14 protein-coding genes are annotated in these 15955 nt (G+C 57.5%); 13 read left to right on the top strand and 1 reads right to left on the bottom strand.

The window, feature by feature from the left end:
* The first annotated feature begins 165 nt into the window (after positions 1 to 165).
* The 6 genes from cspE to CYR55_RS00375 all read left to right on the top strand — a co-directional run bounded on the left by cspE (position 166) and on the right by CYR55_RS00375 (position 4218).
* Complete coding sequence (cspE, locus tag CYR55_RS00350) at positions 166 to 375, top strand: transcription antiterminator/RNA stability regulator CspE (RefSeq protein ID WP_101814197.1); 210 nt, start codon at positions 166 to 168, stop codon at positions 373 to 375.
* Between the two features lie 210 nt (positions 376 to 585).
* Positions 586 to 801: a cold-shock protein gene (locus CYR55_RS00355; protein WP_101814198.1), complete on the top strand. Its 216-nt coding sequence runs from the start codon at positions 586 to 588 to the stop codon at positions 799 to 801.
* Between the two features lie 91 nt (positions 802 to 892).
* The gene (locus CYR55_RS00360; RefSeq protein ID WP_101814199.1) at positions 893 to 2143 is read left to right on the top strand and encodes a winged helix-turn-helix domain-containing protein; all 1251 of its coding nucleotides are present in this window, start codon (positions 893 to 895) and stop codon (positions 2141 to 2143) included.
* Positions 2144 to 2211: 68 nt separating this feature from the next.
* Positions 2212 to 2394: a Trm112 family protein gene (locus CYR55_RS00365; protein WP_101814200.1), complete on the top strand. Its 183-nt coding sequence runs from the start codon at positions 2212 to 2214 to the stop codon at positions 2392 to 2394.
* On the top strand, positions 2391 to 3140 hold the full coding sequence (kdsB, locus tag CYR55_RS00370; RefSeq protein ID WP_101814201.1) for a 3-deoxy-manno-octulosonate cytidylyltransferase: 750 nt from the start codon (positions 2391 to 2393) through the stop codon (positions 3138 to 3140). Before CYR55_RS00365 ends, kdsB begins: the two co-directional genes overlap by 4 nt.
* Positions 3141 to 3324: 184 nt before the next feature.
* On the top strand, positions 3325 to 4218 hold the full coding sequence (locus CYR55_RS00375) for a YcbJ family phosphotransferase (RefSeq protein WP_101814202.1): 894 nt from the start codon (positions 3325 to 3327) through the stop codon (positions 4216 to 4218).
* 14 nt (positions 4219 to 4232) lie between these two features.
* Here the strand turns inward: CYR55_RS00375 and elyC are convergent, their stop codons facing one another.
* Entirely contained in the window at positions 4233 to 4988 is a 756-nt protein-coding gene (elyC, locus tag CYR55_RS00380; protein WP_101814203.1) for an envelope biogenesis factor ElyC, read from the bottom strand.
* A gap of 132 nt (positions 4989 to 5120) precedes the next feature.
* On the opposite strand from elyC, the gene cmoM reads away from it, so the two are divergent.
* The 7 genes from cmoM (at position 5121) to CYR55_RS00415 (ending at position 15924) form a co-directional block, all read left to right on the top strand.
* The gene (gene cmoM / locus CYR55_RS00385) at positions 5121 to 5912 is read left to right on the top strand and encodes a tRNA uridine 5-oxyacetic acid(34) methyltransferase CmoM (protein ID WP_420912709.1); all 792 of its coding nucleotides are present in this window, start codon (positions 5121 to 5123) and stop codon (positions 5910 to 5912) included.
* On the top strand, positions 5909 to 7231 hold the full coding sequence (gene mukF / locus CYR55_RS00390) for a chromosome partition protein MukF (RefSeq protein WP_101814204.1): 1323 nt from the start codon (positions 5909 to 5911) through the stop codon (positions 7229 to 7231). Before cmoM ends, mukF begins: the two co-directional genes overlap by 4 nt.
* Positions 7212 to 7946 (top strand): chromosome partition protein MukE, encoded by a 735-nt coding sequence (mukE, locus tag CYR55_RS00395; protein ID WP_101814205.1) that lies wholly within the window; start codon positions 7212 to 7214, stop codon positions 7944 to 7946. The genes mukF and mukE overlap by 20 nt, the downstream gene beginning before the upstream one ends.
* Positions 7943 to 12391 (top strand): chromosome partition protein MukB, encoded by a 4449-nt coding sequence (gene mukB / locus CYR55_RS00400; RefSeq protein WP_101814206.1) that lies wholly within the window; start codon positions 7943 to 7945, stop codon positions 12389 to 12391. Before mukE ends, mukB begins: the two co-directional genes overlap by 4 nt.
* Before the next feature lie 231 nt (positions 12392 to 12622).
* Positions 12623 to 14485: a L,D-transpeptidase gene (gene ldtD / locus CYR55_RS00405; RefSeq protein ID WP_101814207.1), complete on the top strand. Its 1863-nt coding sequence runs from the start codon at positions 12623 to 12625 to the stop codon at positions 14483 to 14485.
* Positions 14486 to 14667: 182 nt separating this feature from the next.
* Positions 14668 to 15219: a peptidoglycan L,D-endopeptidase MepK gene (gene mepK, locus CYR55_RS00410; protein ID WP_101814208.1), complete on the top strand. Its 552-nt coding sequence runs from the start codon at positions 14668 to 14670 to the stop codon at positions 15217 to 15219.
* A 57-nt stretch (positions 15220 to 15276) separates the two neighbouring features.
* Positions 15277 to 15924 carry an MBL fold metallo-hydrolase gene (locus tag CYR55_RS00415; protein WP_101814209.1) on the top strand — a complete coding sequence of 216 codons (648 nt, stop codon included), beginning with the start codon at positions 15277 to 15279 and terminating at the stop codon, positions 15922 to 15924.
* The last annotated feature ends 31 nt before the right edge of the window (positions 15925 to 15955 follow it).

A 15955-nucleotide genomic window follows, 5' to 3' on the forward strand; every position in this document is an offset into this window, starting at 1 on the left:
GACCTACTATAGAGTTAAGCTAAGTTAAGCAGTTCCTCCCAAAACGTTGTCATCCGATTCCGCTTTCAAAGATGAACCCTCTTGTTGTCCCCCATCAGTAATATTTCTGTCAAACAGTCAATCTATGCCGTATGGCAAATTATTTAAAATTAAAAGGTAATACTGATGTCTAAGAAAATGGGTCAAGTTAAGTGGTTCAATGAAAGCAAAGGTTTTGGTTTTATTGAGCAGCAGGATGGCGGCAAAGATGTGTTTGTTCACTTTTCTGCTATTGCTTCTGAAGGTTTCAAAACTCTGGCTGAAGGCCAGCGCGTTGAATACACCATTCAGGACAGCCCGCGTGGTCCGGCCGCTGCCAACGTTGTCGCGCTTTAAGCGTGCAACACCCAGTTATGATGAATAACAGGAAAAATTCAGATTAGTGCTGATTCCCCTTCATCATAAACTGATCAATTCTAGACCCGCACTACTGCGGGTTTTTAAAAGCTCAAAAAAGGTTTTGTTTATTGAAGACACGCTTGAGCAACAGCATCCGGTGCCACTAAGGCGTGCTGAGGATGCTCAAAAAATTAAGGAAAATAAAATATGATGTTAAAAACAGGCCGTGTGAAATGGTACAACCAGGCAAAAGGTTATGGCTTTATTTCTCCGAATGACGGCGGCAGCGATCTTTATGTAAGCCGTATGTCCATTGCCAATACAAAAAATAAATCCCTTCTGGAAGGGCAGCAGGTTGAATTTACCTGTTACCACAGCGTGTATCATGGTTTATCCGCCGCGGATGTTATTGCCTTCCATTAATTAAGGCTTCTGCCCCTGATTTTACCTGCTGCGTAAAATGTGCTATCGATATCCTTAATACCGTGTCATTACACGAAGAATGGATATCGTTATGCCAGGTCTTACACTCTCTCTGTCCGCCGCCCGCACGCTGCACCTCGCTGCCCAGCAATTATTACACCCCCTTGCTTCACCGCCACAGCGGCATCATCTGCTGGACACTATCCGGTCCATGGGGCTTCTGCAAATCGACACCATCAGTGTGGTGGCCCGCAGCCCCTATCTGGTGCTTTTCAGCCGCTTAGGCGCTTATCCCAGCACCTGGCTGGATGATGCGCTGGCCCGGCGTGAGCTGTTTGAATACTGGGCGCATGAAGCCTGTTTTATTCCTGCCGAAGATTTCAGCCTATTGCGACACCGGATGCTGGCCCCCGATAAGATGGGGTGGAAGTATAATGCGGCCTGGCATCAGCAGCACCAGGCAGCCATGACGCAACTGCTGCAGCATATTGAACAGCATGGCCCGGTTCGTTCGGCAGATTTCACCCGGCTACAGGGCAGCGGCAGCGGCTGGTGGGACTGGAAGCCGGAAAAGCGCCATCTGGAGACCCTTTTTACCCTGGGGCAGGTGATGGTGGCAGAGCGGCGAAATTTTCATCGGGTTTATGATCTGACCTCACGGGTTAAGCCCGGCTGGTGTGATGAAACCAGCACCCTGAGTGAAGCGGATGCCCGCCGGGAGATGTTGCGCCGCAGTGCCCGCAGCCTGGGGATTTTTAAGCCGGACTGGCTGCCGGATTATTACCGTCTAAAGCGCGTGCCGCTTAAAGAGACCATCACGTCGCTGCTGGATGAGGGGGAAATTGTGCCGGTCAGCGTGGCGGGGTTCAGTGAGCCATTCTATCTTCATCATAGCCTGCAACCGCTTTGCCTGGGCGATACGCATTTGCGATCCACGGTGACCACATTGCTTTCGCCGTTTGATCCGGTGGTCTGGCATCGTAAGCGCGCCCTGGAACTGTTTGGGTTTGATTACCGTCTCGAGTGCTATACACCGCAGGAAAAGCGACAGTACGGCTACTTTGTCTTGCCGGTTTTGCAACGGGGTGAGCTGATTGGCCGCACCGACGCCAAAATGCACCGTAAAGAGAAAGTGTTCGAGATTAAACGCTTCTATCTGGAACCGGGTGTGCGGCCGGGGCCGCAGCGAATCCGCGATCTGACCCAGGCTATTACCCGCTGTGCGCAATGGCATGGTGCAGAACAGGTGCGTATTGGCGTCATTCCGGATGCGTTGCAGCCACATTGGCAGCAGGGGTGGGGATGTGGAACGCCGCACGCATTCTTACAGGACGAGCATTAACCCTCTGTGCCGGTTATGCTATTCTCTGCCCCCTGAGCTTTTAACCACATCTCCAGCGTGGAGGGATTATGGATCATCGTTTATTGGAAATCGTGGCGTGCCCGGTCTGCAACGGCAAACTCTATTTCAACAAAGAAAAACAAGAACTGGTGTGCAAAGCGGATAGGCTGGCCTACCCGGTGCGGGACGGCATTCCGGTATTGCTGGAAAATGAAGCGCGTGCGCTGTCAGCTGACGAGACACATCCATGAGTTTTATTGCCATCATTCCCGCGCGTTTCGGCTCCAGCCGGTTGCCCGGCAAACCGCTGGCGGATATTCACGGTAAACCGATGGTCGTCCGTGTTATGGAGCGTGCGCGTGAGTCCGGTGCTGACCGGGTCATTGTCGCGACCGATCACCCGGATGTTGTCGCTGCGGTGGAAGCCGCAGGCGGCGAAGTCTGCCTGACCCGGGCCGACCACCAGTCAGGCACTGAGCGCCTGGCAGAGGTGATTGATCGTTATGGCTTTGCTGACGACGATATCATTGTGAATGTTCAGGGTGATGAGCCGATGATCCCACCGGTGATTATCCGCCAGGTTGCGGATAACCTGGCCGGGTGCGCAGCGGGTATGGCCACCCTGGCAGTGCCGATTGAATCGGCAGAAGAGGCGTTTAACCCTAATGCGGTGAAAGTCGTGCGCGACGCTCAAGGTTTTGCGCTCTATTTCTCACGGGCAACGATCCCCTGGGATCGCGATAAGTTTGCCCAATCGCGTGAGCAGATTGGCGAGCACTATCTGCGCCATATCGGCATCTACGCCTACCGTGCCGGTTTTATCCGTCGTTACGTGACCTGGGCTCCCAGCACGCTGGAGAGTATCGAACTGCTCGAGCAACTGCGGGTGTTGTGGTATGGCGAGAAAATCCATGTCGACGTGGCCCATGCGGTGCCGACCGTGGGCGTGGATACTGCCGAAGATTTGGCGCGGGTACGCGCAGCCTTTACCGGCTGAACCCTATGCGGCCGGGTATCTTGCCCGGCCTGTCACACCTTGCTGCTTTTCCCTTTGTCTCTGCTCTCTTTTTGCCGCTTCCTGCTGCATGGTGGTTAATCCCGCCAATATTGATCTACATTGAAGCATTAGCCTGGTGATACTTCCATCATGGATTGATTCAACCAATGGAGGTCACTGTCCCATGGATCAGCTTAAAACCGAACTCAGCCTGGTGCTGGGTGAGCCGTTATCACGCATTGAGCGTATCAGTGAGCAGCCTTACGCCCACCTGTTCAGCCTTTACGATGCGCAGGGCCACGCCGTGCCGTTGCTGGCGAAGGGGTTTCTGACCGCCGGCATTGCCCGGCAGGAAGCGTATAAACTCTCGATCCTGACCCACGAAGGAGACGTCAGGATGCCGACGGTCTATGGGCTGATGCCTACCCAGATGCCGCCTTATAAAGAAGTCTTGCTGATAGAGCGCCTGCGTGGCGTACCGGTTGAAGTCCCGGCGCGTAATCCCCAACGCTGGGAAACGCTGAAAGAGCAGATTGTGGAGGGAATACTGGCCTGGCACCGGGTGGACAGCCACCGTTGCGTCGGGACGGTGGACAGCACTCAGGAAAACAGCTGGCGTAACTGGTATCAGCAACGGGTTGAAGTCTTGTGGTCGACCCTCAGCCACCTGCAGGCACCGGTGTTAGGGCATGAGGATCGTGAATTGCTCTACCGGTCGCGCGCCAGCCTGCCGCATCTGTTCCACGGTTTTGATGATAATGCGGTGCTGGTACACGGCAACCTGACCTTGCGCAGCATGATGAAAGACCCGCGCAGCGATCAGCTGCTGGCAATGGTGAACCCCGGCATCATGCTCTGGGCACCACGGGAATATGACCTGTTTCGTCTTTGTGAAGAGGGCATGTCCGGCGAACTGCTGTTTGCCTACCTGCAACGGGCGCCGGTCTCAGAGGCCTTTGTCGCGCGCCGCTGGCTTTATGTGTTGTGGGAAGCGGTGGCGCGCCTGCTGCATACCGGCCGGCTGGATCACGCCCATTTTTCCCACGCTGCCCGCCAGTTATTGCCCTGGCTGAGCTGACAGGCGAAGCGCCTTCAGCCTTTCAGCCACTGCCACAGGCGGCCCAGCCCCTCATACCAGACCCGCTCACTGTGGGACAGGTACATCGCCTGCGGAATTGCCTGCTCCCACCAGTTAAGCGGTGACGTAATTGCAAGCTGGTTGGCCGGAACCGGAATCGGCTGCAACCCCCTGGCGCGGAAAAAAACCAGCGCCCGCGGCAGATGGTTGGCGGAGGTCACCAGCAGGAAAGGCTGTTGGCCTACCAACCCGGCGACCTGTTCCGCTTCCTGTTCGGTATCCCGTGGGGTGTCCAGCAGCACAATATCCGCTGCCGGCACCCCCAGGCTTTCGGCCACTTGCGCGGCTGTTCTGGCGCTGCTCACCGGGTTGGTGGGGGCCGCCGCCCCGGTAAATACCAGCTTCGCGCCCGGGTGCCGCCGGTACTGGCGCACCCCTTCATTGACGCGCGGCAAACTGTTGCCAATCAGATTGGAACTGGGCGCCCAGGCCGGGTTGAACGTATAGCCGCCGCCCAGCACCACGATATAGGAAACCGGCTGCTGACCCTGATAGGTCGGGTAGGCATTCTCCAGCGGCTGCAGCAGGCGGTCAGCCACCGGTTGCAGGCTTAACAGCAGTAAAACCAGCCAGGCTACTGAAAACAGCACTTTCCCACTTCGCTGCCAGCGGGTAAACCACAGCAGAATCAGCGCCACGCCCATCATCAGCAACAAAAAAGAGAGCGGCATCATCAGGCCGCCCAGCAACTTTTTCAGGTCAAAAAGCATGAAAAACCGATCCTTTTGGGTGAAAAAACGACATCCAGGCAAGTTTGCGCGGCAATAAGATTTATTCTACGTCAGCCTGTGCCAAAATAGCAGGTTCGAATTACCCCAGCCGTTATGGAGCCAGCCACCTCAATGTCGATACCCGGCCGCAATTTTGATGATATTGCTGAAAAGTTTGCACGCAATATCTACGGCACAACCAAAGGCAAAATCCGCGAAGCAGTCCTGTGGCAGGATCTGACCGGGCTGCTGGCTGCGTTACCGCAGCGGCCCCTGCGCATTCTGGATGCGGGCGGCGGTGAGGGAAAAATGGCCTGCGAACTGGCCGCTTTAGGACATCAGGTCTTGTTGTGCGATCTCTCCGGTGAGATGATCCAGCGCGCCAGAGAGGCGGCGCAGGCCAAAGGGGTCAGCCACAACATGCAGTTTGTGCAAAGCGCCGTTCAGGATATCGCGCAACACCTTACGCAGCCGGTGGATCTGATCCTGTTTCATGCGGTGCTGGAGTGGGTCGCAAAACCACAGCAGGCCCTGGCCGCGCTCAATGCCTGCCTTGCCCCGGGCGGCGCGCTGTCACTGATGTTTTTTAACCATCACGGCCTGCTGATGCGCCATATGGTGGTCGGCAATTTTGAGTATGTGAATGAAGGGATGCCGGTCAAGAACAAGCGTTCACTGGCACCGGACTACCCGTTAATCCCGGCTGAGGTTTACCGCTGGCTGGAAGAGATGGGCATGACGATCCGCGGCAAAACCGGGGTCCGGGTATTCCATGACTACCTGAAAAATAAACAGCAGCAGACAGAAGCGTTCGCTGACCTGCTGGCGCTGGAGCAGCGTTACTGCCGGCAGGAACCTTTTGTGAGTTTGGGGCGCTACATCCATGTGATGGCGCACAAACCGAATGTGAAGGACGAATCATGAGTGAATTTTCCCAGACTGTACCCGAACTGGTCGCCTGGGCACGGAAAAATGACTTCGCTATTTCGCTTCCCACGGAGCGGCTGGCCTTTTTACTGGCCATCGCCACCCTCAACGGTGAACGCCTTGACGGTGAAATGAGTGAAGGCGAATTGATCGATGCCTTTCGCCATGTCAGTGATGGTTTTGAGCAGACCAGTGAAACCATCAGTGTACGTGCCAACAACGCCATCAACGACATGGTCAAACAGCGGTTAATTAACCGTTTCACCAGTGAGCAGGCGGATGGCCACGCCATTTACCGCCTGACGCCGCTTGGCATCGGCATCACCGATTACTACATCCGTCAGCGTGAGTTTTCCACCCTGCGGCTCTCGATGCAGCTGTCGATGGTCGCCCAGGAGCTGAAGCGCGCTGCCGATGCCGCGGAAGAGGGTGGGGATGAACTTCACTGGCACCGCGACGTGTTTGCGCCGCTGAAGTATTCGGTCGCAGAAATTTTTGACAGCATCGATCTCAGCCAGCGGGTGATGGATGAGCAGCAGCAGGGGGTGAAAGAGGATATCGCCGCCCTGCTGAACAAAGACTGGCGTGCGGCCATCTCCAGCTGTGAGCTGCTGCTGTCGGAAACCTCCGGCACACTGCGGGAATTGCAGGATACGCTTGAGGCGGCCGGTGACAAACTGCAGGCCAACCTGCTGCGCATCCAGGCGGCGATGCCGATGGAGAGGGACCTGAGCTTTATCGACAAACAGGTGTTTGACCTGCAAAACAAGCTGGACCGCATCATCAGCTGGGGCCAGCAGGCGATTGACCTCTGGATCGGTTACGACCGGCATGTCCATAAGTTCATCCGTACCGCCATCGATATGGATAAGAACCGGGTCTTCGCGCAGCGCCTGCGCCAGTCGGTGCAGAACTATTTTGAAGCGCCCTGGACGCTCACCTACGCCAACGCGGAGCGGCTGCTCGACATGCGTGACGAGGAGCTGGCGCTACGTAATGAAGAGGTCACCGGTGAACTGCCGCCGGACCTGGAGTTTGAAGAATTTAATGAAATCCGGGAGCAGCTGGCCGCCATGATTGAGCAGGCGCTGGCGGTCTACCGTGACGAGAACACCCCGCTTAACCTGGGTAGTGTCATGCGTGACTACCTGGCACAGTACCCGCGTGCGCGTCATTTTGATGTGGCACGCATCGTGGTCGACCAGGCAGTACGCCTTGGTGTGGCCGAAGCAGATTTCACCGGATTGCCGGCCGAATGGCAGGCAATCAATGATTACGGAGCCAAGGTGCAGGCCCATGTCATCGATAAATATTGAAGCAGTTATGCCGGTTAAGCTGGCACAGGCATTGGCAAATCCCCTGTTTCCGTCGCTCGACAGCCAGTTGCGCAGCGGCCGCCATATCGGCATTGAAGAGCTGGATAACCATGCCTTCCTGATGGACTATCAGGAAGAGATTGAGCAGTTTTACCTGCGTTATAACGTCGAACTGATTCGCGCGCCGGAAGGGTTCTTCTACCTGCGCCCGCGCTCGACCACCCTGATCCCGCGTTCGGTACTCTCTGAGCTGGATATGATGGTCGGCAAAATTCTCTGTTACCTCTACCTCAGCCCTGAGCGGCTGGCGCATGAGGGCATTTTCAGCCAGCAGGAGCTGTATGACGAACTGCTAAGCCTGGCGGACGAGAACAAGCTGCTGAAATTTGTTAACCAGCGCTCAACCGGCTCCGATCTCGACCGCCAGAAGTTGCAGGATAAGGTGCGGACGTCGCTGAACCGCCTGCGCCGCCTCGGCATGGTCTATTTCATGGGCGGCGACAACAGTAAATTCCGCATCACAGAGGCGGTGTTCCGCTTTGGTGCCGATGTGCGCAGCGGCGATGACCCGCGCGAGGCACAACTGCGTATGATCCGGGACGGCGAAGCAATGCCGGTGGAGAGCAGCCTGTCACTGCAGGATGATACTGACGACAGCGAAGGCGAACTGACCGGCAACAGTGCGCCGGTGCGTGCAGAGGATGAACAGGAATGATTGAACGCGGTAAATTTCGCTCACTGACACTGGTTAACTGGAACGGTTTTTTTGCCAGAACCTTTGATCTTGATGAGCTGGTCACCACGCTGTCTGGCGGTAACGGGGCCGGTAAATCCACCACCATGGCGGCGTTTGTCACCGCCCTGATCCCGGACCTGACGCTGCTGCACTTCCGTAACACCACCGAGGCCGGGGCCACCAGCGGTTCGCGTGACAAGGGCTTGCACGGCAAGTTGCGCGCCGGGGTCTGCTACTCGGCGCTGGACACGGTGAACTCCCGCCACCAGCGGGTGATTGTCGGCGTGCGGCTGCAACAGGTCGCCGGCCGCGATCGTAAAGTGGACATCAAACCCTTTACGATTCAGGGGCTGCCGACCGCCCTGCAACCCACGCAAATCCTCACGGAAACCGTGGGTGAACGCCAGGCGCGGGTGCTCTCCCTGCAAGAGCTGAAAGATCGGGTTGAGTCGATTGAAGGGGTGCAGTTCAAGCAGTTCAACTCCATTACCGATTATCACTCCCTGATGTTTGATCTGGGGATTATTCCGCGCCGCCTGCGCTCCTCGTCCGATCGCAGCAAATTCTACCGCCTGATTGAGGCGTCGCTGTATGGCGGCATCTCCAGCACCATTACCCGTTCCCTGCGCGACTACCTGTTGCCGGAGAACAGCGGGGTACGTAAGGCGTTCCAAGACATGGAAGCGGCGCTGCGTGAAAACCGCATGACGCTGGAAGCGATCCGCGTGACCCAGTCGGACCGCGATCTCTTCAAGCACCTGATTACCGAAGCGACCTCGTATGTGGCCGCTGACTATATGCGTCACGCCAATGAGCGCCGGGTGCATCTGGACGGCGCGCTGGCGCTGCGGCAGGAGCTGCTGTCGGGCCGCAAACAACTGGCGCACGAGCAGTACCGCCATGTGGAGATGGCCCGCGAGCTGAGCGAGCACAGCGGCGCCGAGTCCGATCTCGAAACCGATTATCAGGCCGCGAGCGATCACCTTAATCTGGTGCAGACCGCCATGCGCCAGCAGGAAAAAATCGAGCGCTATCAGGGCGATCTCGACGAACTGACCTACCGGCTGGAAGAGCAAAATGAGGTCGTGGCTGAAGCGGGTGAGCTGCATGCAGAGCATGAGGCGCGCGCCGAGGCGGCCGAAGCGGAAGTGGATGAGCTGAAAAGCCAGCTGGCCGATTACCAGCAGGCGCTGGATGTGCAGCAGACCCGTGCCATCCAGTACCAGCAGGCTTTGCATGCGCTGACCCGCGCGCGCGAACTCTGTGAGCTGCCGGATCTGGACATCAGTAACGCAGAATCCTGGCTGGAAACGTTCCGCGCAAAAGAACAGGAAAGTACCGAAACCCTGTTGCAGCTTGAGCAGAAAATGAGCGTGGCCGAGGCGGCCCACAGCCAGTTCGAAACCGCCTACCAGCTGGTGGTGAAAATTGCCGGCGAGGTCAGCCGTGGCGATGCCTGGCAGACGGCGCGCGAACTGTTACGTGACTGGGGCAACCAGCAGCACCAGGCGGAACGGGTTCAGCCCCTGCGTATGCGCCTGAGTGAACTGGAGCAGCGCCTGCGTGAACAGCAGGATGCAGAGCGCCAGTTGCAGGAGTTCTGCAAACGTACCGGGCGCGACTATCAGCCGGAAGAGCTGGAAGGCGTGCAGGACGAGCTGGAAGAGCGCATTGAAACGCTCTCCGCCACGGTGGCGGAAGCCGGCGAGCACCGCATGGAGATGCGTCAGGAGTCTGAGCAGCTGCAACAGCGCATCAAAGCGCTGACGGCGCGCGCCCCGGTCTGGCTGGCCGCGCAGGAAGCGCTCGACCAGCTCGCCACGCAGAGCGGTGAATCACTGGAGAGCAGCACCCAGGTCACCGAGTACATGCAGCAGTTGCTGGAGAGCGAGCGCGAAACCACGGTTGAACGTGATGAGGTCGCCACGCGCAAACGCCGGATTGAGGGGCAGATTGAGCGCCTCAGCCAGCCGGGCGGGGCGGAAGATCCGCGCCTGGTGGCGCTGGCCGAGCGGTTTGGCGGCGTGCTGCTCTCTGAAATTTATGATGACGTCACGCTGGACGACGCGCCGTACTTCTCCGCGCTGTATGGCCCGTCGCGCCACGCCATCGTGGTGCCGGATCTCGCCCTGATCCGCGATCAGATTAATGGTCTGGAGGATTGCCCGGAAGATCTCTACCTGATCGAAGGGGATCCGCAATCCTTTGATGACAGCGTCTTTGGCGTGGAAGAGATGGAACGCGCCGTGCTGGTCAAAGTCGCCGATCGCCAGTGGCGTTACTCCCGCTTCCCGTCGGTGCCGCTGTTTGGCCGTGCCGCCCGTGAAAGCCGCCTGGAAACCCTGAATCAGGAACGCGAAAAGCTGGCGGAACGTTACGCCACGCTCTCGTTTGACGTGCAGAAAATCCAGCGCGCCCATCAGGCCTTCAGCCGCTTTATCGGTACCCACCTGGCCGTGGCCTTTGAGGACGACCCGGAAGCGGAAATCCGTGCGCTAACCACCCGCCGTGGTGAGCTGGAGCGGGCGCTGGCCGCCTTTGAGGGCCAGCATCAGCAACAGCGCCAGCAGTTTGATCAGGCGAAAGAGGGCATTGCCCTGTTGAACCGTTTATTGCCGCGGGTGGCCTTGCTGTGTGATGAAACCCTGGCCGACCGGGCAGACGAAATCCGCGAGGAGCTGGAAGAGGCGCAGGAAGCCGCCCGTTTCCTGCAACAGCACGGTGCCGCGCTGGCCCGCCTGGAGCCGCTGGTGCCGGTGCTGCAAAGCGACCCGGAACAGCACGAGCAACTGAAAGCGGACTACGCCGATGCGCAGCATACCCAGCGTCTGGCCAAGCAGCAGGCGTTCGCCCTGACGGAAGTGGTCCAGCGCCGGGCGCATTTCAGCTACACCCAATCGGCCGGGATGCTGAACGACAATGCTGACCTGAATGACAAATTGCGCCAGCAGCTGGAACATGCCGAAGCGGAACGCAGCCGGGCGCGTGACCTGCTGCGCCAGCATCAGGCGCAGCTGACCCAGTACAGCCAGGTGCTGGCCTCGCTGAAAAGTTCTTATGACGCCAAGCGCGACATGCTGAAAGAGCTGGGCCAGGAGTTGCTGGACATCGGCGTACAGGCCGATCCCGACGCAGAGGCCCGTGCGCGGACGCGCCGGGATGAGCTGCATGCAGCCCTCAGCCACAACCGCGCGCGCCGCAATCAGCTTGAGAAACAGCTCACGTTCTGTGAAGCCGAGATGGACGGGCTGCAAAAACGCCTGCGTAAGGTGGAACGTGACTACCATCAGCTGCGTGAGCAGGTGGTCTCCGCGAAAGCCGGCTGGTGCGCCGTGATGCGTCTGGTGAAAGATAACGGCGTCGAACGCCGCCTGCACCGCCGCGAACTGGCTTACATGAATGCTGACGAACTGCGCTCCATGTCGGATAAAGCGCTGGGTGCCCTGCGTCTGGCGGTGTCTGACAATGAACACCTGCGGGATATACTGCGCCTCTCTGAAGACCCAAAACGCCCGGAACGCAAAATCCAGTTCTATATCGCGGTCTACCAGCATCTGCGCGAACGTATCCGTCAGGATATTATCCGCACCGATGACCCGGTAGAAGCGATTGAACAGATGGAGATTGAGCTGGGCCGGCTGACGGAAGAGCTGACCGCGCGCGAGCAGAAGCTGGCTATCAGTTCGAAAAGTGTGGCGAACATCATCCGCAAAACCATCCAGCGCGAGCAGAACCGCATCCGTATGCTGAACCAGGGCTTGCAGGCGGTGGCCTTCGGCCAGGTGAAAAGTGTGCGCCTCAACGTCAATGTGCGTGAAGCCCACGCCACGCTGCTGGATGTGCTCTCCGAACAGCAGGAGCAGCATCAGGATCTGTTCAACAGCAATCGCCTGACTTTCTCGGAAGCACTGGCGAAACTCTATCAGCGCCTGAATCCGCAGATCGACATGGGCCAGCGTACCCCGCAGACCATCGGTGAAGAGCTGCTCGACTACCGTAACTACCTGGAAATGGAAGTGGAAGTTTATCGCGGATCGGATGGCTGGCTGCGGGCAGAGAGCGGGGCGCTCTCTACCGGCGAGGCGATCGGTACCGGGATGTCGATTCTGGTGATGGTGGTGCAGAGTTGGGAGGAGGAGTCACGTCGCTTGCGCGGCAAAGATATCTCCCCATGCCGCCTGCTGTTCCTGGATGAGGCCGCACGCCTGGATGCCAAATCGATCGCCACGCTGTTTGAATTGTGCGATCGCCTTGAGATGCAGCTGATTATCGCTGCGCCGGAAAATATCAGCCCTGAAAAGGGCACCACCTACAAGCTGGTGCGTAAAGTGGTGCAGAACCATGAGCACGTGCATGTGGTGGGGCTGCGTGGTTTTGCCGCGATTGAACCGGAAGCAGACCGCAGCCTGGCGGAAGAGGCCTGATCGTCGCCTGATAGTTGAGTAAAATAAATCTTTCCAGCCGCCTCCGGGCGGCTTTTCATTTGGGTGCCTTTCTGCCACGCTGTTTATCACGGCAGCTGGCCGGTTGCGCTTCACCGCTTTCGCTGATTGCGGCAGGAGAAGCGCAAAAAACCAGTTCTGTCTTATACTTATAGAACGTTTCAGCACAAGTAGATGATTGATATCTATTTGTATTTAATCAGGGGGCAAGGGATGATGCTTATACGTCCTACTACATTGAAGAGTCTGGCCATTGCCTGTGCACTGGCCTGGGGCACTACGTCCCTGCAGCTTGCTGATGCCGCGATGCCGGCATTACCCCATGCGTCGGGCAGCATGAGCGCGCATGAGGCCGGGAATCAAATCCGGGCTGCGCTGCCGCAAAAGATAACGCCTTTTTATCTGACTACGCTCTCTTCGCTCTACGCGGCACGCCATATGCAGCCGATGTGGCAGGATGCGCAAGCGGTGCAGCTGTTCCAGCAGCAACTGGCGGAGCTGGCTATCTCCGGCGTGCAACCGCAATTTACCCAATGGGTACGCCAGCTGAGTAACCCTGATTTGACCGGAATGGCACGGGACATTGTGCTGTCTGATGCCATGCTCGGTTATTTGCAGTTTGTCTCGGGGGTGAATGCCAACGGCAGTAACTGGCTCTACAGCAGCGCGCCTTACAAAATGACATTACCGGCAGCCACGGTGATCAACCAATGGCAGATGGCGATTGCCCATCAGGCCCATAGCCCGGCCAGCCTGCAACACTATCTGGCTTCCCTGGCACCGCAGCATCCGCAATATGCCCGCATGCACCAGGCGCTGAAAGATATGCTGGCTGACAGCCGCCCATGGCCTCAGTTGGTCAACGGCCCCAGCCTGCGCCCAGGGCAACTGAGCGACGATATTCCGGCGCTGCGTGAAATTCTGGCCCGTTCCGGCATGCTGAGCGCCGACGCCCAGTCCACGGCAGACCCCGATCCGATCCCGGCTGAGCAGATTGCTGCCAGCAAGCCGTCTGCCGAAGATGATCTGTATGTCGATGAGACCGCCTCGCACGAAGACAGCCCGCCGGTAGCGGTCAGCCCGGCGGCAGCACCGGTGAATGATGTGCCGCCAACGCCGCAAAGCCCGCCGGCCGCCACACCGGATACCGCCACCGAAGTCAAAGATAACCAGTACACGCCGGATCTGGTGGAGGGCGTTAAGCGCTTCCAGAAATGGCAAGGGCTGGCGGAAGACGGGGTGATTGGTAAACGCACCCGCGAATGGCTGAATGTCTCGCCCCATACCCGGGCGACCCTGCTGGCGCTGAACATCCAGCGGCTGCGCATCCTGCCGGGGAACGTTAATACCGGCATTATGGTAAACATTCCTAACTATTCGCTGGTTTACTACCGCGATGGTAACGAAGTGCTGTCGTCACGCGTGATTGTCGGGCGCCCCAGCCGCAAAACGCCGCTGATGAGCAGCGCGCTGAATAACGTGGTGGTCAACCCGCCCTGGAATGTGCCGACCACGCTTATCCGGCAGGACATTATTCCCAAAGCGATGCATGACGCCAGTTATCTGCAAGCCCACGGCTATACCGTGCTGAGCGGATGGAGCAATGATGCGGAAGTGATCGACCCGTCGATGATTGACTGGAGCATGGTGTCACCGCAGAACTTCCCGTATCGCCTGCGTCAGGCACCGGGGGCGACGAACTCGCTGGGGCGTTATAAGTTCAATATGCCGAGTTCCGATGCGATTTACCTGCATGACACGCCGAACCACGCGCTGTTCCAGAAAGATATTCGCGCGCTGAGCTCCGGTTGTGTGCGGGTTAATAAGGCGTCTGTGCTGGCCGGTATGTTATTGCAGGATGCCGGCTGGAACGATGCGCGGGTTAATTCGACGCTGGAAGCCGGAAATACGACTTATGTGCCGATTCGCCACCATATTCCCGTGCAGCTTTATTACCTGACCGCCTGGGTAGCGGATGACGGCAAACCACAATTCCGCACAGATATTTACAATTACGATAATACGGTGCGATCGGGCGCACAAATCTTGCCTCAGGCTGAACGCCTGCTGCAATAACTGCAGTAATTCCACTGAATTAACGGTCTGATTAACGGGTTGATTTTTGTTCGCCCCTGCCGGGGCGGACAATCAGCCTGATAGAGAGTGGGTTGACTCGCTCTTTAATGGCAGTTATGGTTCGGGACAGCACAAATAATGTGCTTATTTTTTGACTCTCTTGCCGGGTAATCAGACAGTTCATGGATCAAATCGATAAACAACGCCGAAAGTGGCTGGCGCTCGGTGGCGCCGCTATGGGGATCGCACTGCTTCCAGGGCAGGCGTTCGCAACGCTCTCAACTCCTCGTCCTCGTGTATTAACGCTGAATAATCTGCATACCGGGGAATCTCTCAAAGCCGAGTTCTTTGATGGAAAGGCTTACAACACGGATGAGTTGTCCAGGCTGAATCATTTGTTCCGCGATTTTCGCGCTAATAAAATGAAAACCATTGATACCGCGTTGTTTGATCAGCTTTACCGCCTGCAGGTATTGTTGGGAAATAACAAACCGGTTCAGTTAATTTCTGGTTATCGTTCTGTTGCCACCAATGATGATTTACGCAAACACAGCAGCGGGGTGGCCAAACATAGCTACCATACGCTGGGACGTGCCATGGATTTCCATATTGAAGGCGTGCAACTGAGTAATATCCGTAAGGCGGCATTAAAAATGCGCGCCGGTGGTGTAGGATATTACCCACGAAGCAACTTTGTGCATATTGATACCGGGCCGGTACGTAACTGGTCTTAAGTATTACTGTGCCTTTTAACCGGTGCGGGAGGCGTCCTGCACCGGCCATGGAGCCTTATGAATACTCTCACGATTCCTGTCACTGCCTTTGCGCAAAACTGTTCCCTGATTTGGTGTGATGCCACCCTTGAGGCGGCTATTGTTGATCCGGGTGGTGACGCTGAAACGATCATGGCCCAGGTGGCGGCGAAAAATGTCCATGTCACCCAGATCCTGCTGACACACGGCCATCTTGATCATGTCGGGGCGGCAGCGGAACTGGCGCAGCATTATGGTGTGCCGGTAGTGGGGCCGCACCCTGATGACCGTTTCTGGCTGGAGGCGCTGCCGGCACAGAGTCAGATGTTCGGGTTGGCTGAGTGCGCGCCGCTGACGCCGGATCGCTGGCTGGAGGAAGGGGAAAGCGTGATCGTGGGCAATATGCAGCTGGATGTACTGCACTGCCCGGGCCATACACCGGGGCACATTGTGTTTGTGAACCAGGCTGCGAAGATGCTGGTATCCGGGGATGTGATCTTCAAAGGCGGCGTGGGGCGTACTGACTTCCCACGCGGCGATCATCAGGCGTTGATCCACGCCATCCGCAGCAAATTGCTGCCGTTAGGGGATGACGTCACCTTCCTGCCGGGGCATGGGCCACGCTCAACGCTGGGCCATGAGCGCCTGACCAACCCTTTCCTGCAGGATGAGCCGCCCGTGTGGTAAGAGTGGTAAAACCCCGGCCATAAAAAAAGCC

Source organism: Chimaeribacter californicus (assembly GCF_002858675.1).
Taxonomy (GTDB): Bacteria; Pseudomonadota; Gammaproteobacteria; order Enterobacterales; family Enterobacteriaceae; genus Chimaeribacter; species Chimaeribacter californicus.

Coding starts and splice junctions, on each gene's coding strand:
- cspE (WP_101814197.1), top strand. CDS start 166: ATGTCTAAGAAAATGGGTCAAGTTAAGTGGTTCAATGAAAGCAAAGGT.
- CYR55_RS00355 (WP_101814198.1), top strand. CDS start 586: ATGATGTTAAAAACAGGCCGTGTGAAATGGTACAACCAGGCAAAAGGT.
- CYR55_RS00360 (WP_101814199.1), top strand. CDS start 893: ATGCCAGGTCTTACACTCTCTCTGTCCGCCGCCCGCACGCTGCACCTC.
- CYR55_RS00365 (WP_101814200.1), top strand. CDS start 2,212: ATGGATCATCGTTTATTGGAAATCGTGGCGTGCCCGGTCTGCAACGGC.
- kdsB (WP_101814201.1), top strand. CDS start 2,391: ATGAGTTTTATTGCCATCATTCCCGCGCGTTTCGGCTCCAGCCGGTTG.
- CYR55_RS00375 (WP_101814202.1), top strand. CDS start 3,325: ATGGATCAGCTTAAAACCGAACTCAGCCTGGTGCTGGGTGAGCCGTTA.
- elyC (WP_101814203.1), bottom strand. CDS start 4,988: ATGCTTTTTGACCTGAAAAAGTTGCTGGGCGGCCTGATGATGCCGCTC.
- cmoM (WP_420912709.1), top strand. CDS start 5,121: ATGTCGATACCCGGCCGCAATTTTGATGATATTGCTGAAAAGTTTGCA.
- mukF (WP_101814204.1), top strand. CDS start 5,909: ATGAGTGAATTTTCCCAGACTGTACCCGAACTGGTCGCCTGGGCACGG.
- mukE (WP_101814205.1), top strand. CDS start 7,212: ATGTCATCGATAAATATTGAAGCAGTTATGCCGGTTAAGCTGGCACAG.
- mukB (WP_101814206.1), top strand. CDS start 7,943: ATGATTGAACGCGGTAAATTTCGCTCACTGACACTGGTTAACTGGAAC.
- ldtD (WP_101814207.1), top strand. CDS start 12,623: ATGATGCTTATACGTCCTACTACATTGAAGAGTCTGGCCATTGCCTGT.
- mepK (WP_101814208.1), top strand. CDS start 14,668: ATGGATCAAATCGATAAACAACGCCGAAAGTGGCTGGCGCTCGGTGGC.
- CYR55_RS00415 (WP_101814209.1), top strand. CDS start 15,277: ATGAATACTCTCACGATTCCTGTCACTGCCTTTGCGCAAAACTGTTCC.